Raw genomic sequence first — 20,624 nt, 5'->3', positions numbered from 1 at the left:
ACTCACGGCCCTTCGCCTTCCGCAGGAGCAGTCTCCCCGTGCGTATTGCAGTCACCGGCTCGATCGCCACCGACCACCTCATGACCTTCCCCGGCCGCTTCGCCGACCAGCTGGTCGCGGATCAGCTGCACACGGTCTCCCTCTCCTTCCTGGTCGACAACCTCGACGTCCGCCGCGGCGGTGTCGCCGCCAACATCTGCTTCGGCATGGGGCTGCTCGGCACGAAGCCGATCCTGGTCGGCGCCGCCGGGGCCGACTTCGACGAGTACCGCGCCTGGCTCGACCGGCACGGCGTCGAGACCGGTTCGGTCCGTATCTCCGAGGTCCTGCACACCGCCCGCTTCGTCTGCACCACCGACGCCGACCACAACCAGATCGGCTCCTTCTACACCGGCGCGATGAGCGAGGCCCGCCTCATCGAGCTGAAGAGCGTCGCCGACCGCGTCGGCGGCCTCGACCTCGTCTCCATCGGCGCCGACGACCCCGAGGCGATGCTCCGCCACACCGAGGAGTGCCGCTCCCGGAACATCCCGTTCGCAGCCGACTTCTCGCAGCAGATCGCGCGGATGGACGGCGAGGAGATCCGCATCCTCCTCGACGGCGCCACCTACCTCTTCTCCAACGAGTACGAGAAGGGGCTCATCGAGTCCAAGACCGGCTGGAGCGACGAGGAGATCCTCTCCAAGGTCGGCCACCGCGTCACCACCCTCGGCGCCCGCGGTGTCCGGATCGAGCGGGTCGGCGAGCCGGTCATCGAGGTCGGGTGCCCCGAGGAGGACACCAAGGCCGACCCCACCGGCGTCGGCGACGCCTTCCGCGCCGGCTTCCTCTCCGGTCTCGCCTGGGGCGTCGGTCTGGAGCGCGCCGCCCAGGTCGGCTGCATGCTCGCCACCCTGGTCATCGAGACGGTCGGCACCCAGGAGTACACCCTGCGCCGCACCCACTTCATGGACCGCTTCACCAAGGCGTACGGCCACGAGGCCGCCGCCGAGGTCCAGCAGCATCTGGCCTGATCAGGAGAGCCGGCGGACCACATAGGCCGAACCCCGGTCCGCCGGCTCCTCGCCGACGTACTCCTGACCCCGCATCTCGCACCAGGCCGGGATGTCCAGCCGCGCCGCCTCGTCGTCGGCGAGCACCGTCACCGTGGCGCCCACCGCTACCTCTCCGATCACCTTTGCGAGTTCGATCACCGGGATCGGGCAGCGGCGGCCCAGCGCGTCGACCACCAGGGATGCGGCGGGCGCGGGGGAGGGGGGCGCGGACGCCGGGGCCCCGAGCCGCTCCCGCACCTCCGCGACCACCTCGGGCAGTACCTCCAGGAAGCGGTCCACGTCCGCCCCGGCCGTGCCCGGCGGCAGCGACACCCGGACGTTCCCCTCCGAGAGCACCCCCATCGCCTTCAGCACATGGCTCGGCGTCAGCGTGCTGCTCGTACAGGACGAACCGGATGAAACGGAGAACTCCCTCCGGTCCAGCTCGTGCAGCAGGGTCTCCCCGTCGACATAGAGACAGGAGAAGGTGACCAGATGCGGCAGCCGCCGCACCGGATCGCCCACCACCTCCACATCGGGCACCCGCTCGGCCACCACGCCCCGGATCCGGTCCACCAGGGCCCGCAGCCGTACCGCCTCCGCCGCCGCCTCGCCCCGTACCGCGCGCAGCGAGGCCGCCGCCGCCACGATCGCCGGCAGGTTCTCGAACCCCGGAGCCCGCCCCGACTCCCGCTCCCCGGCCGGGCCTTGGGGTGAGAAGCGGGTCCCCTTGCGGACCGCGAGCAGCCCGACCCCGGCCGGCCCGCCCCATTTGTGCGCGCTCGCCGTCAGCAGCGACCAGCCCGCCGGGACCGGCCCCCAGCCGAGCGACTGGGCCGCGTCCACCAGCAGCGGCACCCCGGCCTCGGCGCAGAGCGCGGCGACCTCGGCCACCGGCTGCTCGGTGCCCACCTCGTGGTTGGCCGACTGGAGGCAGGCCAGCGCGGTGTCCGACCGCAGCACCGCCGCGTACGCCGCCGGGTCCACCGCCCCGAACCGGTCCACCGGGACCTCGGTGCACGAACCGCCCGCCGCCTCGTGTGCCGCCGCCGAATGGAGCACCGACGAGTGTTCGACCGCCGAATGGGCCAGATGGCGGCCGACACGCCGACGCCCCGAAAGAGCCCCGGCAATTCCCGCGTGCGCCGCCGTCGTCCCGGACGAGGTGAAGACCAGCTCGTCGGGGCGGCACCCGACGGCCTCCGCGGCCGCCTCCCGGGCCGCGTCCAGGAGCAGCCTGGCCCGCCGCCCCTCCCGGTACAGGCGGGCGGGATCGGCCCAGCCCTCGTCGAGCGCGGCAAGCAGCGCCTGGCGTGCGACGGGGTGCAGGGGGGCGGCGGAGGCGGCATCGAAGTAGGGCACCCCGCCACGCTAGCCCGCACCCGGCCCCACCTCGCCGGGGGCCGCTCCTGACGGACGGGCGAGTGGGCGTCAGATGAGGTCCGGAGGCCCGCATTCCACCCCAAGGGGGTGTCGGGCGGCGCGTTGGGCACCCTCCCCGCGCGACCCCAAATAGCGTCCAGTAGGGTTTGGTCCGCATAAACATCCAAACCCCTGCCCGCGTCAGGGCCGGCGACCGACCAGAGACATACGGGCGCGCCGACCGTGCGGGCGAGACTCTCGGGAAGGCGCTACGTGAGTCCCAACGGCTCCGACCGCTCGTCGCGGCGCCCGATGCGGCGGAAGCTGCCGCAGGTGCTGACTGCGGGCCTGGTCCTGGCGACGGCCTCCGGTTGTTCATACAACTGGGAGGATTTTCCCCGCCTCGGTATGCCCACCCCGGTAACGGAAGAGGCCCCTCGGATCCTCTCCCTCTGGCAAGGCTCGTGGGCGGCAGCGCTCGTCACGGGTGTCCTTGTCTGGGGGCTGATCCTCTGGAGCGTCTTCTTCCACCGGCGTAGCCGGACCAAGGTGGAGGTACCTCCGCAGACCAGGTACAACATGCCCATCGAGGCGTTGTACACAGTGGTTCCCCTCATCATCGTCTCGGTGCTCTTCTACTTCACCGCGCGTGATGAGTCGAAGCTCCTCGAACTCTCCGACAAGCCGGCCCACACCATCAACGTGGTCGGCTTCCAGTGGAGCTGGGGCTTCAACTACATCGAGAAGGTGGATGGCCAGCCCGCAGCGGGCCCCGAGGTCCCCAAGGAGCTCAACGCCATCCCCGACAAGTTCCAGAAGGACTTCCCCGAGGGCGCCGGCGGCGTCTACGACGTGGGCATCCCCGGGACCCGCAACCCGCAGAACGGCAACCCGGGCCCGACCCTGTGGCTGCCGAAGGGGGAGAAGGTCCGCTTCGTCCTCACCTCGCGTGACGTCATCCACTCCTTCTGGGTGGTGCCGTTCCTCATGAAGCAGGACGTCATCCCGGGCCACACCAACGTGTTCGAGGTGACCCCCAACCGCGAGGGCACCTTCATGGGCAAGTGCGCCGAGCTCTGCGGCGTCGACCACTCCCGGATGCTCTTCAACGTCAAGGTCGTCTCCCCGGAGCGTTACCAGCAGCACCTCAAGGAGCTGGCTGAGAAGGGCCAGACGGGCTACGTGCCGGCGGGGATCGCGCAGACGGACCCGGCCAGGAATGCGGAGAAGAACCAACTGTGAGCATCCTCAACGAACCTCAGGGTGCCGCTCCGGCAGACGACTCGTACGAGGACGAACTGCCCGTGCGGCGCAAGCAGCCGGGAAACATCGTCGTGAAGTGGCTGACCACCACCGACCACAAGACGATCGGTACGCTCTACCTGGTCACCTCGTTCGTGTTCTTCTGCATCGGCGGACTCATGGCGCTCTTCATGCGCGCCGAGCTGGCCCGTCCGGGCACGCAGATCATGTCGAACGAGCAGTTCAACCAGGCGTTCACGATGCACGGCACGATCATGCTGCTGATGTTCGCGACGCCGCTGTTCGCCGGATTCGCCAACTGGATCATGCCGCTGCAGATCGGCGCGCCCGACGTGGCGTTCCCGCGGCTGAACATGTTCGCGTACTGGCTGTACCTCTTCGGCTCGCTCATCGCGGTGGCCGGGTTCCTCACCCCGCAGGGTGCGGCGGACTTCGGCTGGTTCGCCTATGCCCCGCTCAACGACGCGGTCCGTTCGCCGGGTATCGGCGCCGATATGTGGATCATGGGTCTGGCCTTCTCCGGCTTCGGCACGATCCTCGGCTCGGTCAACTTCATCACCACGATCATCTGCATGCGCGCCCCCGGCATGACGATGTTCCGCATGCCGATCTTCACCTGGAACGTCCTGCTGACCGGTGTTCTGGTTCTGCTGGCCTTCCCGGTCCTCGCCGCCGCGCTCTTCGCGCTGGAGGCGGACCGTAAATTCGGTGCGCATATCTTCGACTCCGCCAACGGCGGCGCATTGCTCTGGCAACACCTCTTCTGGTTCTTCGGGCATCCAGAGGTGTACATCATCGCGCTGCCATTCTTCGGAATCATTTCCGAGGTCATCCCGGTCTTCAGCCGCAAGCCGATGTTCGGCTACATCGGTCTGATCGCCGCGACGATCGCGATCGCCGGCCTTTCCGTGACGGTGTGGGCGCACCACATGTACGTCACCGGCGGTGTGCTGTTGCCGTTCTTCTCCTTCATGACGTTCCTCATCGCCGTACCAACCGGTGTGAAGTTCTTCAACTGGATCGGCACGATGTGGAAGGGGTCGTTGTCCTTCGAGACACCGATGCTCTGGGCCGTCGGCTTCCTGATCACCTTCACCTTCGGTGGTCTGACCGGCGTCATCCTCGCCTCGCCCCCGATGGACTTCCACGTCTCCGACTCGTACTTCGTCGTCGCGCACTTCCACTACGTCATCTTCGGCACCGTGGTCTTCGCGATGTTCTCCGGATTCCACTTCTGGTGGCCGAAGTTCACCGGGAAGATGCTGGACGAGCGGCTCGGCAAGATCACGTTCTGGACGCTGTTCGTGGGCTTCCACGGCACGTTCCTGGTGCAGCACTGGCTCGGTGCCGAGGGCATGCCGCGTCGTTACGCGGACTACCTCGACGCCGACGGCTTCACCGCGCTGAACACGATCTCGACGATCTCCTCGTTCCTGCTGGGCCTGTCGATGCTCCCGTTCTTCTACAACGTCTGGAAGACCGCGAAGTACGGCAAGAAGATCGAGGTCGACGACCCGTGGGGTTACGGCCGTTCGCTGGAGTGGGCGACCTCCTGCCCGCCGCCGCGGCACAACTTCCTCACGCTGCCGCGGATCCGTTCCGAATCCCCGGCGTTCGACCTGCACCACCCGGAGATCACCGCGCTGGAGCAGCTCGGCCATGACTCCGAGTCGGACAAGGCTCTGGCCGGCGGCAAGGAGGCAGGCAAGTGAAGATCCAGGGACAGATGTTCATCTGGCTGAGCGTCTTCATCCTCGGCATGGCCGTCGTGTACGGCGTGTGGTCGAAGGAGCCGGTCGGCACCACGGCCCTCTTCCTGGCCTTCGGCCTGGCCATCATGATCGGCTTCTACCTGGCCTTCACGGCCAACCGGGTCGACGCGATGGCCCAGGACAACAAGGAAGCCGATGTCGCCGACGAGGCGGGCGAGCTGGGGTTCTTCTCCCCGCACAGCTGGCAGCCGCTCTCCCTGGCGGTCGGCGGAGCCTTCGCCTTCATGGGCGTCGTCTTCGGCTGGTGGCTGCTCTACTTCTCCGCCCCCCTGCTCCTGATCGGCCTCTTCGGCTGGGTCTTCGAGTACTACCGGGGCGAGAACCGCACCCAGTGACACCGCACTCCGTGCCACCGCACCGCCGGTGACACGCGCTACACCACGAAAGGCCCGCGCCGCCGCAAGCGACGCGGGCCTTTCGCCCGTTTGCAGTCACTGAACGCGCTGCAACGGAGGAACCTTCCTAGCGTGGAGCGCATGAACCACACGCCACGCATCCGCACCGTAGTGAGCTGCACCCTCCTGGTCGTGACCCTCGCCGCGGGTGCGACCGCCTGTGGCTCGCCCGACGGCCACCCGCTCTCGACGAAGCCTTACGACGCGGGCGACCAGGTCTCCTTCAACGGCCCCTCCGACAAGGAGAAGGCCGACCCCGACAAGCCCCTGGAAGTCACCGTCAAGGGTGACGACGGGCGCATCACCGACGTCAGCGCCGTGGACACCGGTGGCCGCCACCTCGCGGGCGAGCTCTCCGCCGACGGGAAGCGCTGGCGCTCCACCGCCCCGCTCGCGGCCGGCACCGGATACACCGTCAGGGTCTCCACCGAGAACGGCGACGGCGCCCCAGGCGTCCGTACGCTCTCCTTCGACACCTCCTCGCCCAAGAAGCTGCTGAAGGTCGCCTTCGGCCCGGAGGCGGGCACCTACGGCGTTGGACAGCCCATCACGGCGGAACTCAGCGCTCCGATCACCGACAAGGCGTCCAGGGCCACCGTCGAGCGCGCCCTGAAGGTCCGCTCCACCCCGGCCACCACCGGCTCCTGGTACTGGGTCGACGACAAGAAGCTGCACTACCGTCCGAAGGAGTACTGGCCGGCGAACGCCACCATCGAGGTGCGCTCCAACCTGGCCGGCATCAAGGTGACCAACGCGCTCTACGGAGCCGAGGCCAAGCCCCTCAAGCTCACCACCGGCGACCGGATCGAGGCCATCACCGACGCCTCGGACCACTCCCTGACGGTGTACCGCAACGGAGAAGTGATCAATACCATTCCGGTCACCACCGGCAAGCCCGGCTTCTCCACCCGCAACGGGGTCAAGGTGGTGCTCGCCAAGGAGCAGTTCGTCCGTATGCGCGGCGAGTCCATCGGTATCGCCGCCGGCTCCTCGGAGTCGTACGACCTGCCGGTCTACTGGGCCACCCGGGTGACCTGGAGCGGCGAGTACGTCCACGCCGCCCCCTGGTCCACCGGCTCCCAGGGCAACGCCAACGTCAGCCACGGCTGCACCGGCATGAGCACGAGCAACGCCGAATGGTTCTTCGACACCGTGCGCATGGGCGACATCGTCAAGGTCGTCGGCAGCGAGGGCGAGGACATGGACCCGTTCGGCAACGGGTTCGGCGACTGGAACCTCTCCTGGGAGAAGTGGCAGCAGGGCAGCGCGCTGCACGAAGGGGCGCCGGACAGCCCGCAGACGCTCCAGACCGCCCGGCTGCGGCCCCACGTCTGACGGTCAGGGCCCGCAAGGTGCCGAGAAGCCCCCACGCCCTCCTGCGGGCCGTGGGGGCTTCTCCGCGCCTCGGGCCGCTCTCAGGCCTCCACGGCGAGCCGCTGCCGCAGCAGCGCCGCCAGGGCGTCGGCGAACTCCACCGGGTCCACCGGCAGCGTCACGGCGGACTCCGCACGGCTCCAGGTGGCCAGCCACGCGTCCTGCGGGCGGCCGATCAGCAGGAGGACCGGCGGGCAGTGGAAGATCTCGTCCTTGATCTGGCGGCAGACGCCCATGCCGCCGACGGGGGCCGTCTCCCCGTCCAGCACACAGACGTCGACGCCGCCGCCGTCCAGCGCCTTCAGGACGGCCGGGAGCGTCGCGCACTCCAGGAACTCCACCGGTGGGACGTCCGCGGCAGGCCTGCGACCGGCTGCCAGCCTCACCTGCTCGCGGATGTTGGCGTCGTCGCTGTAGACCAGGACCGTGGCGGTCGCCTGCATTGTTCCTCCGTGACATCGACGTCGTCGGGGCTCTCGGGGCATGAACCGATGCGCGGATCGTACTCCGCCCGACCGGCCGTCAGCACCGGTAATGACGACGATGCGATGGGCCGTTCGGCGCAGGGCGGGACCCCTGCGGACGGTACGGACACACCGAACGGCACCCCCCGGGGTGAGGGCGGGATAAGCGACCGACATAATGTCGGTCGTGGCGACAGCAACGACAGTAGAAACCGGGCACGCGCACCCGTCGGTCAATCGGCCGAACCTCACCAGCGTCGGAACCATCATCTGGTTGAGTTCCGAGCTGATGTTCTTCGCGGCCCTCTTCGCGATGTACTTCACCCTGCGATCGGTGATGGGACCCGATTACTGGAAGGAGATGTCCGACCATCTGAACTTCCCGTTCTCGGCGACGAACACCACGATCCTGGTGCTCTCCTCACTCACCTGCCAGCTCGGTGTCTTCGCCGCCGAGCGGGGCGATGTGAAGAAGCTCCGCACCTGGTTCATCATCACGTTCGTGATGGGTGCGATCTTCATCGGCGGCCAGGTCCTGGAGTACACCGAGCTGGTCAAGGACGCGGGGCTCTCCCTCTCGTCCGACCCCTACGGCTCGGTGTTCTACCTGACCACCGGCTTCCACGGTCTGCACGTGACAGGCGGTCTCATCGCCTTCCTGCTGGTCCTCGGCAGAACGTACGCGGCCAAGAGGTTCACCCACGATCAGGCCACCGCCGCCATCGTCGTGTCCTACTACTGGCACTTCGTCGATGTCGTATGGATCGGCCTGTTCGCAACGATCTACATGATCAAGTAACCCGGGCTCGCACCCGCCCACCATCGACGCAGAAGATCCTGACACCGGGGTAATCCGTGAAAAAGCTCTCCGCACGACGACGCCATCCGCTGGCGGCGGTCGTCGTACTACTCCTCGCGCTGGCGGCTACCGGGGGGCTGTACGCCGCGTTTGCGCCTGCGGGCAAGGCGCAGGCCGATGAAACCGCCCAGTCCCTCGCCATCGAAGAGGGCAAGAAGCTCTACGCCGTAGGCTGCGCCAGCTGCCACGGAACCGGCGGTCAGGGCACCACCGACGGGCCGTCCCTCGTGGGCGTGGGCTCCGCCGCCGTCGACTTCCAGGTCGGTACGGGGCGGATGCCCGCGCAGCAGCCGGGCGCCCAGGTACCGAAGAAGAAGGTCATCTACAGCCAGGCTGAGATCGACCAGCTCGCGGCGTACATCGCGTCGCTCGGCGCCGGTCCGGTCACCCCGACCGACAAGCAGGTCGACCCGGCGGGCGCGGACGTCGCCAACGGCGGCGAGCTGTTCCGTACCAACTGCGCCCAGTGCCACAACTTCACCGGTAAGGGCGGAGCCCTGACGGAGGGCAAGTACGCACCGGACCTCGAAGGTGTGAGCCCGAAGCACATCTACGAGGCCATGCAGACCGGCCCGCAGAGCATGCCCTCCTTCCCCGACACGACGATGCCGGAGCAGGAGAAGAAGGACATCATCGCGTACATCGAGTCCGTGAACGGTGACGAGACGGAGAGCCCCGGCGGTCTGGCCCTCGGCGGTCTCGGTCCGGTCAGCGAAGGTCTGTTCGCCTGGATCTTCGGACTCGGCGCGCTCGTCGCAGTCGCCGTTTGGGTCGCGGCCCACACCGCTAAGGCCAAGAAGTCATGAGTAGCCAACAGATTCCAGAAGACAGCCTGCCCGTGGTGCAGGAGACCGCGCACGGCGCGGTCGAGGGTACGGACGACCCGTTCGCCGACCCGGGGCTGCCGGCCCACAAGCCGCGCATCCAGGACCTGGACGAACGCGCCGCGAACCGCTCCGAGCGGGCCGTCGCGCTCATGTTCACCCTCTCGATGCTGGCGACGGTGGGCTTCATCGCCTCCTACGTCATCTTCCCGGTGGACAAGATCGTCTACATCTGGCCGTTCGGCCATGTGAGCGCGCTCAACTTCTCCCTGGGGCTGACCCTGGGCGCGGCGCTCTTCTTCATCGGAGCGGGCGCCGTCCACTGGGCGCGCACCCTGATGTCCGACGTCGAGGTCGCCGCCGAGCGTCACCCGATCGAGGCGACGCCCGAGGTCAAGGCCCAGGTGATGGCCGACTTCGCGGCCGGCGCCGAGGAGTCCGCGATCGGCCGTCGCAAGCTGATCCGCAACACCATGTTCGGTGCGCTGGCCCTGGTGCCGCTCTCCGGTGTGGTCCTGCTGCGCGACCTCGGTCCGCTGCCGGAGAAGAAGCTCCGCAACACCCTCTGGGCGGAGGGCAAGCAGCTCATCAACATGAACACGATGAAGCCGCTGCGCCCCGAGCACATCACCGTCGGGTCGCTGGCCTTCGCCATGCCCGAGGGGCTCGACCCGGAGTCGCACGACTTCCAGACGCAGATGGGCAAGGCCGCCCTGATGATCGTCCGCATCGAGCCGGACGACATCAAGGACAAGCGCCAGCGTGACTGGGCCCACGAGGGCATCGTCGCGTTCTCCAAGATCTGCACCCACGTCGGCTGCCCGATCAGCCTGTACGAGCAGCAGACGCATCACGTGCTCTGCCCGTGCCACCAGTCCACCTTCGACCTCTCCGACGGCGCTCGCGTCATCTTCGGTCCGGCCGGCCACCCGCTTCCGCAGCTGCGGATCGGTGTCAACAGCGAGGGCAACCTCGAGGCGCTCGGCGACTTCGACGAGCCCGTCGGTGCTGCCTTCTGGGAGCGCGGATGAGTACTGCGACAAAGAACCCCTCCGCCGCCGAACCGGCGAGCGGGCGCAAGGCTCCGGCCGGCGAGCGGGTTGCCGACTGGGCGGACGGCCGGCTGGGCATCTACGGCCTCGCCAAGGCCAACATGCGCAAGATCTTCCCGGACCACTGGTCCTTCATGCTCGGTGAGGTCTGCCTCTACAGCTTCATCATCATCATCCTCACGGGTGTGTATCTGACGCTGTTCTTCCAGCCGAGCATGGGCGAGATCGTCTACCACGGTCCGTACGAGCCCATGCAGGGCATCCGGATGTCCGAGGCCTACGCCTCGACCCTGAAGATCAGCTTCGAGGTCCGCGGCGGTCTGCTGGTCCGGCAGATCCACCACTGGGCCGCGCTGATCTTCCTGGCCGGCATGTTCGTGCACATGATGCGCGTCTTCTTCACGGGCGCCTTCCGCAAGCCGCGCGAGATCAACTGGCTCTTCGGCTTCCTGCTGTTCGTGCTCGGCATGTTCACCGGGTTCACCGGCTACTCCCTCCCGGACGACCTGCTCTCCGGTACGGGTGTCCGCTTCACCCAGGGCGCGATCCTGTCCGTGCCGATCGTCGGTACGTACATCTCGATGTTCCTGTTCGGCGGCGAGTTCCCCGGTCACGACTTCGTGGCCCGGTTCTACTCGATCCACATCCTGCTGCTGCCGGGCATCATGCTCGGCCTGCTGGTGGCCCACCTGATCCTGGTCTTCTACCACAAGCACACGCAGTTCGCGGGTCCCGGCCGGACCAACAAGAACGTCGTCGGCATGCCGCTGCTGCCCGTGTACATGGCGAAGGCCGGAGGATTCTTCTTCCTCGTCTTCGGCGTCATCGCGATCATCTCGGCCATCGCCACGATCAACCCGATCTGGGCCCTCGGCCCCTACCGGGTGGACCAGGTGTCCACCGGCGCCCAGCCGGACTGGTACATGGGCTTCGCCGAGGGTCTGGTCCGTGTGATGCCGGGCTGGGAGATCAACCTGTGGGGCCACACGCTCGTCCTGGGCGTGTTCATCCCGCTGGTCGCCTTCGGCCTGGTGCTCGGTGTCATCGCGCTCTACCCGTTCATCGAGTCCTGGATCACCGGCGACAAGCGCGAGCACCACATCCTGGACCGTCCGCGCAACGCCCCGACCCGGACCGCGTTCGGCGTCGCCTGGATCACGGCGTACTTCGTCGGCCTCGTCGGCGGTGGAAACGACCTGTGGGCCACGCACTTCCACCTGTCGATCAACTCGATCACCTGGTTCGTCCGGATCTTCTTCTTCGCCGGACCGGTCATCGCGTTCATCGTCACCAAGCGGATCTGCCTCGGCCTCCAGCGCCGCGACAAGGAGAAGGTGCTGCACGGTCGCGAGACCGGCATCATCAAGCGCCTGCCGCACGGTGAGTTCGTGGAGATCCACGAGCCGCTCAGCCAGGAGCAGCTGCACACGCTCACGGCGCACGAGCAGTACAAGCCGCTCGAACTCGGCCCCGCGGTCGACGAGAACGGCGTCAAGCGCAAGATCTCCCCGGTGCAGAAGCTGCGCGCCAAGCTCAGCAAGGGGTACTTCGCCGACGGGAACCAGATCCCCAAGGCGACCGCCGAGGAGTACAAGGAGATCAGCGAGGGCCACGGCCACCACTGATCACCTGACCTGATCGCCACCGCGAGAGCCCCGTCCATTCGATGGACGGGGCTCTTCGCGGTCCCCGGGGCTGGATAGGGTGGAACCGACTCTTCTGACCGGCTGTGGACCCTGGAGCGGACCATGAACGTGGTGACCCCGAGCGGCGGCGACGGCGTGGCGGACCGTTCCTGGCCCGGCCTCCTGAACCCCCTGCTGCGCGGCGAGAACCTCAGCGCCGAGGAGACCGCCTGGGCCATGGACCGCATCATGAGCGGCGAGGCCACCGACGCGCAGATCGCCGGGTTCGCCGTGGCGCTGCGGGCCAAGGGCGAGACCGTCGACGAGGTCACCGGCCTGGTCCGCGCGATGTACGCGCACGCCAACACCATCGAGGTGCCCGGCCGCACCGTCGACATCGTCGGCACCGGCGGCGACCTCGCCAAGACCGTCAACATCTCCACCATGTCCGCGATCGTCATCGCCGGCACCGGTGCCAAGGTCGTCAAGCACGGCAACCGGGCCGCGTCCTCCGCGAGCGGCTCCTCCGACGTCCTGGAGAAGCTCGGCGTCAACCTTGAGCTGACCCCGCGCCGGGTGGTCGAGGTCGCCGAGCAGGCGGGCATCACCTTCTGCTTCGCCGTGAAGTTCCACCCCGCCCTGCGGTACGCCGCCAAGGCCCGCAAGGAGCTCGGCGCGCAGACCACGTTCAACATCCTGGGCCCCCTCACCAACCCGGCCCAGGTGCGCTCCCAGGCCGTCGGGGTCGCCGACGCCCGGATGGCGCCCATCGTCGCGGGCGTGCTCGCCGACCGCGGCAACTCCGCCCTCGTCTTCCGCGGTGACGACGGGCTCGACGAGCTGACCACCACCGCCACCTCCCGGGTCTGGGTGGTGCGCGACGGCGCGGTCCGCGAGGAGGCGTTCGACCCGCGCGACGTCGGGTTGCCCATCGTCCCGGTCGAGGCGCTGCGCGGCGCCGACGCCTCGTACAACGCCGATGTGGCCCGCCGCCTGCTGGACGGCGAGGGGGGCGCGGTACGGGAAGCGGTGCTGCTCAACTCGGCGGCGGCCCTGGTCGCCCTGGACCCCGGCCCCGGCACGCTGACCGAGCAGCTCGCGGCGAAGATCGCGGTGGCGGCCGAGTCCATCGACTCCGGGGCGGCCAAGCGGGCCCTGGAGCGCTGGGTGGCGGCCAGCAACGCTTGAGCGCGCCGGAGACACACCTCCGGCGCACACGGTGTGACCCAGGGCGCAGTCCGGATGCCGGACTGCGCCCTTGCGCGTGCGGACACGTATGGCAAGATGCTGCGCAGGTCATGAGTGACAGCGACTACGGCCCCGGCCCGCTGTCCGGCAACCCTCCGTCCGTGGCGGGGTGCCCCGGGTGAAGACCAGGCCGTAGGCAGCGAGGTCTGCGGCAAGCGCGGGCCCCTCGGCATCCAGCGGATGCCAGCCCCCGGGGTCCTGGTCCCTAGGGAGCCTCTTGTGAGCAAGCGAATGCGTTAGGGCCTGTCCCAGGGCATTTCCACGCCCCTGAGCTGACCGCCCTTCTTCAGCGCACTTTTTTCCTTCCTTCTCCGCGCCGCCGCGTATCCGCAGGCGCGTTGATCTCGCCTGCCTGTTACGGGAGTTCGCCATGTCTGTCTCCACCGCTGCCATCGACCCGTCGGTTTGTGCCCCGCTGCCCGTTCTGGGCCAGGACGTCACCGTTCCGCTCGTCACCGGCGGTGAAGTCACCTACGCCGCGCTCGACTACGCCGCCAGCGCCCCGGCCCTCCAGCGGGTCTGGGACGACGTCGCCGCGTACGCCCCGTACTACGGCAGCGTCCACCGCGGCGCCGGCTACCTCTCGCAGCTCTCCACCGACCTTTTCGAGAACAGCCGTCGCACGGTCGCCGAGTTCCTCGGCTGCCGCGCCGAGGACCAGGTGGTCTTCACCCGCTCCACGACCGACTCCCTCAACCTGCTGGCCGCCGCGATCCCCGCCGACTGCCAGGTCTTCGTGTACGAGACCGAGCACCACGCGTCTTTGCTGCCCTGGCGGAACGCCCAGGTCACCTACCTCAACGCCCCCCGCACCCCGGGCCAGGCCGTCGAGACGCTGGAGCGCGCGCTCGCCGACCGCGACCCCTACGGCCCGGCCCTCGTCTGCGTCACCGGCGCCTCCAACGTGACCGGTGAGCTGTGGCCGGTGCGGGAACTGGCCGCCGCCGCCCACGCGCACGGCGCCCGCATCGTCCTGGACGCCGCCCAGCTCGCCCCGCACCACCCCGTCGACATCGCCGAACTGGACGTCGACTGGGTCGCGTTCTCCGGCCACAAGCTGTACGCGCCCTTCGGCTCCGGGGTCCTGGCCGGCCGCGCCGACTGGCTCCGGGCCGCCGAGCCGTACCTCGCCGGCGGCGGCGCGTCCCGCAAAGTCGCCCGGCGCGCCGACGGCGGAGTGGACGTCGACTGGCACACCACGGCCGCCCGCCACGAGGCCGGTTCGCCCAACGTCATCGGTGTCCACTCCATCGCCTCCGCCTGCAGGGCCCTCACCGAGGCGGGCTTCGACAACCTCGTCGCCCGGGAGCAGGAGTTGGTGTCCCGGGTCCGCGAAGGGCTCGCCGAGGTGCCCGAGGTGCAGGTGCTCTCGCTGTTCGGCGACGACGCGCCCCGGGTCGGCGTCATCTCGTTCGTGGTGCGCGGCTGGAACAGCTCGCACTTCGCCGCCGCGCTCTCCGCCGAGTACGGCATCGGCGTCCGCGACGGCCTCTTCTGCGCCCACCCGCTCGTGCGCACCCTCCTCGGCAGCGACCCGCAGGACCCGGGGAAGTGCGGCGCCCCCGAGGCCGAGCCGGGCGAGCTCCCCCAGCCTTCGGCCGGGGGGACCCCCTCCTCGCTTCGCTCGCTCAACGCGATCCGGGTGAGCTTCGGGGCCGGTACGCCCGACGAGCACATCGACCGCTTCCTGCGCGCGGTGACCGAGCTGGTCCGCGAGGGCGCCCGGTGGAAGTACCGCACCGAGGACGGCCGCTGCGTCCCGGACCGCGGCGAGGCCGCGCAGGTCTGAGGCCTGAGAACCACTTCGGCCGGGGGCGGGCGTGCTGCCCGTCCCCGGCCGAAGCGTGCCGGAGTTACGCGTCGAGGCCGATGGCGAACGCCGCTTCCAGGTCGTGCTGGGAGTACGTACGGAACGCCACGTGGGTGTCCGTGCCCTCGACGCCCGGGATCTTGCTGATCCGGCCGGGGATGACATCGGCGAGGTCGTCGTGCCGGGCGACCCGGACCATGGCGATCAGGTCGTAGGTGCCGGTGACGGAGAAGACCTCGCTGACGCTGTCCAGCGCGGCGATGGCCTCGGCGATCTCCGGAATCCGGTCCACACTGGTCTTGATGAGCACGATCGCGGTGATCACGGCTGGCTGTCTCCCTCGGTGGCCGTGGCTGGAACCTTCACTCTAGCTCTCCGCCCATACCGCACCCAGGCGTAGAGGAACCCCGCCGCGAACCCGGCCACATGCGCCAGATACGCCACCCCCGGCCCGGCGTCCGCGCCCTGTGCCGCCGCCCACTGGAGCCCGAACCAGAAGATCAGCACGATCCAGGCGGGAAACCGCAGCGGCAGGAAGAAGAGGAACGGGAACAGGCTGGTCACCCGAGCCTTGGGGAAGAGGTACAGGAACGCGCCCAGCACCGCGGAGATCGCCCCCGACGCCCCGACCAGCGTCTGTTCGGAGTCCGCGTGCGCCGCCGCGTAACAGACCAGCGCCACATAGCCGCAGCCCATGTAGAACAGGGCGAACTGCGTCCGCCCCATGCGCTCCTCGGCCATCGCGCCGAACACGTAAAGGAACAGCAGGTTCCCCAGCAGGTGCAGCCAGCTGCCGTGCACGAACAGCGCCGTGAACGGAGTGGCCAGGGCGGGCGCGGAGCCCTCCCACAGCTCGGCGGGGATCACCCCCCACCGCTCGAAGTACGCGGCCTGCGCGGCGAGCAGCGCCTCCTCGCTCCGGTGGGCGGCGCCGCCGAACCCGGAGAGCGGGCTGATCAGGAAGACCACCCCGCAGACACCGATCAGCCCGTACGTGACCGGGGCGCCGCTCGACACCGCCGCGTCCCGGATCCTGCCGGCCGTGGTCCGCCATTCGGCCTGCCGCCACTCGATCATGTACAGAGCATGACGTACCGGTCGGGAACGGGATGGAGCGCCTCGCCGTGCCGATGCCTATACGCGAGGCCGTAGGGTTACGCCAGGACTTCCGCAGTTCGACGGCGCACCGCGAGATCCTTGACGTAGACAGGTGGAGTCGCGGCGGCGCGCCCGGCGCGGGCTCCTGGAAACGACGAAAGAGGACGCAAACGATGACGACGGTTCCCCTGCCGACGGACTCGACCCGCTGGCGCTGCACCCTGTGCGGCAACCTCACGCGCTTCGACGTGACCCGCTCCTCCAAGGTCGTGGAGTACGTGCACCTCGACCTGGCCGGTGAGTCGAGTGTCGAGGAGCGGGAGGTCGTCAGTGAGACCATCGAGTCGGTCCGCTGTCGTTGGTGCAACGCGGTGGACCAGATCGAACTGGTGGACAGGCCGGGTGCCGCTTCCTGAGGGAGCGCACCCTTCGACATATCTATGGGGTGACGGACGGTGGATCAGCCGACCAGCGGCGCCGGACCGGCCGATGAGGCCGACGGCGGTGCAGAGGCGCTCGGCCGTCCGCTGCCCGAAGGCGTGCGACGGCGGGTGATCGCGCTGGTCTCGGACGCCTTCGGCGCCCTGACCGTCGCCGAACTCCCCGCCCAGCTGCGGCAGTACGCCCGGTTCACCCCGACCCGGCGGGCGAAGTTCGCGGGGAACGCGATGGCCGCCGCGCTGGAGAGCGACGCCGTCTTCCGGCAGCGGATCGGTGAGCGGCTCGGCCAGTCCCAGCCCGAGCTGACCGGTGCGCTGGAGGCGGGCGCGCCGCCCGCCGCCGCCGATCCCCTCGATGTGGCCGCGGCCGCCTACGTGCTGCGCCCGGCCGGCTGGGTCAAGCTGGTCGAATCGGCCGGCGAGGAGGTCCAGCGCGCAGACGCGGAACGGGCGGACGAGGAGACCCGGCGGGAACTGGACCAGCTGCGCGAGGAGCTGGAGCGGGCCCGCGCCCACACCCGTACCGAGACCGAGCGGCTGCGCACCGAGCTGGAGGCGGCCCGCAAGGAGGCCGAGTCGCTGCACCGCAAACTGCGCAGCGCGCTCAGCGAGGTGAAGCGCGGCGAGGCCGCCCTGCGCCGCAGCGCCGCCGAGACCGACACCGTACGGGCCGAGTCCGCCGCCCAGCTCTCCGCCGTGGAGAGCGAGTCGCGTCGGCTCAAGGGGCGGCTGGGGGAGGCCGAGGCGGCGCTGGAGGCGAGCCGCCGCGCCGCCCGTGAGGGCCGCTCGGTGGAGGACATGCGACTGCGGCTGCTCCTGGACACCGTGCTGGACGCGGCCGCGGGGCTGCGGCGGGAGCTGGCGCTCCCCCCGGCGACCACGCATCCCGCCGACACCGTGGACGCGCTGGAGCCGGGCCGGATGTCGCCCAAGGACATTGCCGCGCGCGCTCTTTCGGAGACCGATCCGGCGCTGCTGGACCAGCTGCTCGCCCTGCCGCAGGCGCACCTCATCGTGGATGGCTACAACGTCACCAAGACCGGCTATCCCCAGATGCCGTTGGAGAAGCAGCGGTTGCGGCTGCTGGGCGGGCTCTCGGTGCTCGCGGCGCAGACCGGCGCCGAGATGACCTGCGTCTTCGATGGCGCCGAACTGGCCGCCCCGGTCCTGCTCGCCCCGCCGCGCGGCGTACGGGTGCTGTTCAGCAAGCCCGGCGTCACGGCGGACGAGGTGATCCGCCAACTCGCCCGCGCGGAACCGCCCGGGCGGCCCGTGGTGGTCGTCTCCACCGACCGCGAGGTGGCGGACGGTGTGGCGAAGGCCGGGGCGCGTCCGGTCGCGTCCGTCTTGCTCCTCAAGCGCCTTTCACGCGTCTAAAGGGTTTTGGGTGGCATGTGTGACATGCCGGATTTCTGGGAACGTACCGTCAAGTCGCCGCTACACGCGGTGGGGTGAGAGTAAAGAGTTGCCTGGTGTGACGAGAAAAATCCTGTGAGGATTTGAACTGATCACAAGATGGTCACTAGGGTCAGGCCTCGAACCTTCGCACGGTTGACCACCCATTGGGGGTGGCGGCGAAGGAACCGCCGAGTCCGTCATGTGCACGGAGCCGGGGATCCTGTCCCCCACAAGCCCGGTAGGCGGCTCTGAGGAAGAAGGAGCTCGCCTTCGTGGCGTCCCACCGTCGTCCCAAGCAGCCGAGCCGCACCCGCGTGACCGTGCTCACCGCGACCGCCGCCGCGGCCGTGGCCCTGACCTCCCAGGCCGCCCACGCCGACCCCAAGCCGAGCAAGAGCGAAGTCAAGGCGAAGGTCGACAAGCTCTACCACGAGGCCGAGGCCGCCACCGAGAAGTACAACGGGGCCAAGGAGCAGCAGGACAACCTGAAGAAGGAAGTCGACGCGCTCCAGGACAAGGTCGCCCGCGGTCAGGCCGAGCTCAACACGCTCCGCACCGAGCTGGGTTCGATCGCCACCGCGCAGTACCGCTCCGGCGGCATCGACCCGTCGGTCGCGCTCTTCCTCGCCTCGGACCCGGACAGCTTCCTCGACCAGGCCTCCGCGCTCGACCAGCTGACGGTCAAGCAGACGGAAGCGCTGCAGAAGATCCAGTCCAAGCAGCGCACCCTCGCCCAGCAGCGCAAGGAGGCCCAGGACAAGCTCGGCGACCTCGCCGACGTCCGCAAGGCGCTCGGCGAGAACAAGAAGAAGTACCAGGGCAAGCTGGCCGACGCCCAGCAGCTCCTCAACACGCTGACGCAGGCCGAGCGGGCCAAGATGCAGCAGGACGAGCAGCGCGCCAGCCGTGCCGCCAGCGACCGGGTCGAACTCGGCAACGAGGCCCCCGCGTCCAACCGCGGCGCCGCCGCCCTGGCCGCCGCCGCCACGCAGATCGGCAAGCCGTACGTCTCCGGCGGCTCCGGCCCCAACTCCTACGACTGCTCCGGACTGACGCAGTGGGCCTTCGCCCAGGCCGGCGTCTCCATCACCCGGACCACGTACACCCAGCAGCACGACGGCCAGCGGATCGGACGCAGCCAGCTCAAGCCGGGCGACCTGGTCTTCTTCAACGGCCTGTCGCACGTCGGCTTCTACGCCGGCAACAACCAGATCCTGCACGCCCCGAAGCCGGGCACCGTAGTCCGCTACGAGTCGATGGACTACATGGGCACCTTCCAGTTCGGCGTCCGCGTCTGACCGGACCGCGCCGGGCGGCACGCCACGGCACGCCCGAACGAGGGAATCGCCGCGCACCACGCTGACGCCCCCGCCCCGCCGGAGACCAAGGTCACCGGCGGGGCGGCGGCTTTCGGGCCCCTCTTCCGACCGCGGCGCGGTCTTTGGCCGGTGCGTAGTCGTCCGATTACTGTCTGGCTGCTGCGCAGCTCCCGGACTCCGTCCGCCCGCCCGGGCGGCAGGGGCTGTGCACCACCGCGTCAGCGGAAGGGAGTGCGGCTACCAGTGGTGTCCCATCGCCGTTGCACACAGTCCGGCTTCACCAGAGGCGTCCGGGTCACGGTCGTCTCGGCGGCCGCCGCCACCGCGGCCGCCACTCTGACCGGGGCCCCGGCGAGCGCCGACCCGAAGGAGACCCGGGAGAGCGCCAAGGCCGCCGTCGACCGCCTCTACGAGGAGGCCGAGCAGGCCACCGAACGCTTCAACGCGGCCGGGGAGCACGTGAAGCGGCTGCGCGGCGAGGCGGACCGCGCCCAGGACGCCACGGCCCGGGGCCAGGAACGCGTCAACGAGATGCGCAACGCGCTCGGCGCGATGGCGGGTGCCCAGTACCGCACCGGCACCATCGACCCGTCGGTCGCCCTGCTGCTCTCCGCCGACCCGGACACCTACCTGGAGCAGGCCGCCGCCCTCGACCGGGCCGGCGCCCGCCAGGCGATGACCCTGGACAAGCTGCGGCACGCCCAGCGGGGGCTCGCCCAGACCCGCGCCGAGACCACCCGTGCCCTGATCGACCTGGAGCGCAACCGGGCCGCCGTCACCCGCCACAAACGCGCCGTCGAGGCCAAGCTCCGCGAGGCCCGCCGGCTGCTGGACTCGCTGCCGCCCGAGGAACGCGCCTCCTTCGACCGGGCCACCCGCTCCGGCCGCGAGGGACTGCCCGACCTCGCCGGCGCCGCCCCCGGCTCGGCCCGCGCGATGTCCGCCGTGGCCGCCGTCCACCAGGCGCTCGGGAGACCCTACGTCTGGGGTGCCAACGGGCCCTCCGGATTCGACTGTTCCGGCCTGATGCAGTGGGCCTACGCCCAGGCCGGGGTGAGCCTGCCCCGCACCTCCCAGGCCCAGCGCCACGCGGGCCGCATGGTGCCCCTCTCCCAGGCCCGGCCCGGTGACCTGGTCACCTACCGGGCGGACGCCAGCCACATCGGCATGTACGTCGGCAACGGCCAGGTCATCCACGCCCCCTACCCCGGCGCCGCGGTCCGCTACGATCCGGTCGGCATGATGCCCGTCTCCTCGGTCACCCGGATCTGACCGTACGATCGGCAG

19 protein-coding genes and 1 riboswitch are annotated in these 20,624 nt (G+C 69.5%); of the genes, 15 read left to right on the top strand and 4 right to left on the bottom strand.

Going from position 1 to position 20,624, the window contains the following annotated elements; all coding sequences use genetic code 11:
• Nucleotides 1–38 precede the first annotated feature (38 nt).
• The gene (locus D3105_RS15470) at nt 39–1,013 is read left to right on the top strand and encodes a carbohydrate kinase family protein (protein WP_010057798.1); all 975 of its coding nucleotides are present in this window, start codon (nt 39–41) and stop codon (nt 1,011–1,013) included.
• Here the strand turns inward: D3105_RS15470 and D3105_RS15465 are convergent, their stop codons facing one another.
• Nucleotides 1,014–2,396 (bottom strand): cysteine desulfurase/sulfurtransferase TusA family protein, encoded by a 1,383-nt coding sequence (locus D3105_RS15465; protein ID WP_118903780.1) that lies wholly within the window; start codon nt 2,394–2,396, stop codon nt 1,014–1,016. It abuts the gene before it with no gap.
• A 273-nt stretch (nt 2,397–2,669) separates the two neighbouring features.
• Here D3105_RS15465 and coxB point away from each other — a divergent pair, with 273 nt between their 5' ends.
• The 4 genes from coxB to D3105_RS15445 all read left to right on the top strand — a co-directional run bounded on the left by coxB (nt 2,670) and on the right by D3105_RS15445 (nt 7,161).
• Entirely contained in the window at nt 2,670–3,638 is a 969-nt protein-coding gene (gene coxB / locus D3105_RS15460) for a cytochrome c oxidase subunit II (protein ID WP_006123921.1), read from the top strand.
• On the top strand, nt 3,635–5,371 hold the full coding sequence (ctaD, locus tag D3105_RS15455; protein ID WP_118903779.1) for a cytochrome c oxidase subunit I: 1,737 nt from the start codon (nt 3,635–3,637) through the stop codon (nt 5,369–5,371). The genes coxB and ctaD overlap by 4 nt, the downstream gene beginning before the upstream one ends.
• Complete coding sequence (locus tag D3105_RS15450) at nt 5,368–5,766, top strand: cytochrome c oxidase subunit 4 (RefSeq protein WP_010057805.1); 399 nt, start codon at nt 5,368–5,370, stop codon at nt 5,764–5,766. Before ctaD ends, D3105_RS15450 begins: the two co-directional genes overlap by 4 nt.
• A gap of 141 nt (nt 5,767–5,907) precedes the next feature.
• Nucleotides 5,908–7,161, top strand: coding sequence for a L,D-transpeptidase (locus tag D3105_RS15445; RefSeq protein ID WP_118903795.1), 1,254 nt, complete (start codon nt 5,908–5,910; stop codon nt 7,159–7,161).
• Between the two features lie 80 nt (nt 7,162–7,241).
• Here the strand turns inward: D3105_RS15445 and D3105_RS15440 are convergent, their stop codons facing one another.
• Nucleotides 7,242–7,643, bottom strand: a complete 402-nt coding sequence (locus D3105_RS15440; RefSeq protein ID WP_010057808.1) for a response regulator transcription factor — start codon at nt 7,641–7,643, stop codon at nt 7,242–7,244.
• A gap of 199 nt (nt 7,644–7,842) precedes the next feature.
• On the opposite strand from D3105_RS15440, the gene D3105_RS15435 reads away from it, so the two are divergent.
• From D3105_RS15435 to D3105_RS15410, 6 genes are all read left to right on the top strand, one after another.
• Entirely contained in the window at nt 7,843–8,463 is a 621-nt protein-coding gene (locus D3105_RS15435; RefSeq protein WP_003969635.1) for a cytochrome c oxidase subunit 3, read from the top strand.
• Between the two features lie 56 nt (nt 8,464–8,519).
• Nucleotides 8,520–9,329: a c-type cytochrome gene (locus tag D3105_RS15430; protein WP_032784632.1), complete on the top strand. Its 810-nt coding sequence runs from the start codon at nt 8,520–8,522 to the stop codon at nt 9,327–9,329.
• On the top strand, nt 9,326–10,378 hold the full coding sequence (locus D3105_RS15425; protein ID WP_075266834.1) for a ubiquinol-cytochrome c reductase iron-sulfur subunit: 1,053 nt from the start codon (nt 9,326–9,328) through the stop codon (nt 10,376–10,378). The genes D3105_RS15430 and D3105_RS15425 overlap by 4 nt, the downstream gene beginning before the upstream one ends.
• Nucleotides 10,375–12,024, top strand: a complete 1,650-nt coding sequence (locus D3105_RS15420; protein WP_032780256.1) for a cytochrome b — start codon at nt 10,375–10,377, stop codon at nt 12,022–12,024. The genes D3105_RS15425 and D3105_RS15420 overlap by 4 nt, the downstream gene beginning before the upstream one ends.
• A 123-nt stretch (nt 12,025–12,147) precedes the next feature.
• Nucleotides 12,148–13,212 carry an anthranilate phosphoribosyltransferase gene (gene trpD, locus D3105_RS15415; RefSeq protein ID WP_118903778.1) on the top strand — a complete coding sequence of 355 codons (1,065 nt, stop codon included), beginning with the start codon at nt 12,148–12,150 and terminating at the stop codon, nt 13,210–13,212.
• 106 nt (nt 13,213–13,318) lie between these two features.
• A riboswitch (SAM riboswitch) is annotated at nt 13,319–13,436 on the top strand.
• Nucleotides 13,437–13,642: 206 nt separating this feature from the next.
• Nucleotides 13,643–15,061 carry an aminotransferase class V-fold PLP-dependent enzyme gene (locus D3105_RS15410; protein WP_118903777.1) on the top strand — a complete coding sequence of 473 codons (1,419 nt, stop codon included), beginning with the start codon at nt 13,643–13,645 and terminating at the stop codon, nt 15,059–15,061.
• Between the two features lie 64 nt (nt 15,062–15,125).
• Here D3105_RS15410 and D3105_RS15405 read toward each other — a convergent pair whose 3' ends face one another.
• Both D3105_RS15405 and D3105_RS15400 read right to left on the bottom strand, forming a co-directional pair.
• A complete protein-coding gene (locus D3105_RS15405; RefSeq protein WP_003969641.1) occupies nt 15,126–15,407 on the bottom strand; it encodes an Lrp/AsnC family transcriptional regulator in 282 nt (93 codons plus the stop codon).
• A complete protein-coding gene (locus D3105_RS15400) occupies nt 15,404–16,159 on the bottom strand; it encodes a rhomboid family intramembrane serine protease (protein ID WP_118903776.1) in 756 nt (251 codons plus the stop codon). Before D3105_RS15400 ends, D3105_RS15405 begins: the two co-directional genes overlap by 4 nt.
• Nucleotides 16,160–16,353: 194 nt before the next feature.
• Between D3105_RS15400 and D3105_RS15395 the strand changes: the two genes are divergently transcribed.
• From D3105_RS15395 to D3105_RS15380, 4 genes are all read left to right on the top strand, one after another.
• A complete protein-coding gene (locus D3105_RS15395; protein WP_003969643.1) occupies nt 16,354–16,596 on the top strand; it encodes a hypothetical protein in 243 nt (80 codons plus the stop codon).
• A 39-nt stretch (nt 16,597–16,635) separates the two neighbouring features.
• Nucleotides 16,636–17,997: an NYN domain-containing protein gene (locus tag D3105_RS15390; RefSeq protein WP_118903775.1), complete on the top strand. Its 1,362-nt coding sequence runs from the start codon at nt 16,636–16,638 to the stop codon at nt 17,995–17,997.
• 293 nt (nt 17,998–18,290) lie between these two features.
• Entirely contained in the window at nt 18,291–19,316 is a 1,026-nt protein-coding gene (locus tag D3105_RS15385; protein WP_109174841.1) for a C40 family peptidase, read from the top strand.
• Between the two features lie 264 nt (nt 19,317–19,580).
• Nucleotides 19,581–20,609 carry a C40 family peptidase gene (locus tag D3105_RS15380; protein ID WP_118903774.1) on the top strand — a complete coding sequence of 343 codons (1,029 nt, stop codon included), beginning with the start codon at nt 19,581–19,583 and terminating at the stop codon, nt 20,607–20,609.
• Nucleotides 20,610–20,624 lie beyond the last annotated feature (15 nt).

Origin of the sequence: Streptomyces globisporus, from assembly GCF_003501885.1 — a bacterium.
In the GTDB taxonomy this organism is placed as follows: domain Bacteria; phylum Actinomycetota; class Actinomycetes; order Streptomycetales; family Streptomycetaceae; genus Streptomyces; species Streptomyces globisporus_D.
This window is presented reverse-complemented; position numbering and strand designations above follow the sequence as displayed.

Coding starts and splice junctions, on each gene's coding strand:
- D3105_RS15445 (WP_118903795.1), top strand. CDS start 5,908: ATGAACCACACGCCACGCATCCGCACCGTAGTGAGCTGCACCCTCCTG.
- D3105_RS15440 (WP_010057808.1), bottom strand. CDS start 7,643: ATGCAGGCGACCGCCACGGTCCTGGTCTACAGCGACGACGCCAACATC.
- D3105_RS15435 (WP_003969635.1), top strand. CDS start 7,843: ATGTCGGTCGTGGCGACAGCAACGACAGTAGAAACCGGGCACGCGCAC.
- D3105_RS15425 (WP_075266834.1), top strand. CDS start 9,326: ATGAGTAGCCAACAGATTCCAGAAGACAGCCTGCCCGTGGTGCAGGAG.
- D3105_RS15420 (WP_032780256.1), top strand. CDS start 10,375: ATGAGTACTGCGACAAAGAACCCCTCCGCCGCCGAACCGGCGAGCGGG.
- trpD (WP_118903778.1), top strand. CDS start 12,148: ATGAACGTGGTGACCCCGAGCGGCGGCGACGGCGTGGCGGACCGTTCC.
- D3105_RS15410 (WP_118903777.1), top strand. CDS start 13,643: ATGTCTGTCTCCACCGCTGCCATCGACCCGTCGGTTTGTGCCCCGCTG.
- D3105_RS15400 (WP_118903776.1), bottom strand. CDS start 16,159: ATGATCGAGTGGCGGCAGGCCGAATGGCGGACCACGGCCGGCAGGATC.
- D3105_RS15395 (WP_003969643.1), top strand. CDS start 16,354: ATGACGACGGTTCCCCTGCCGACGGACTCGACCCGCTGGCGCTGCACC.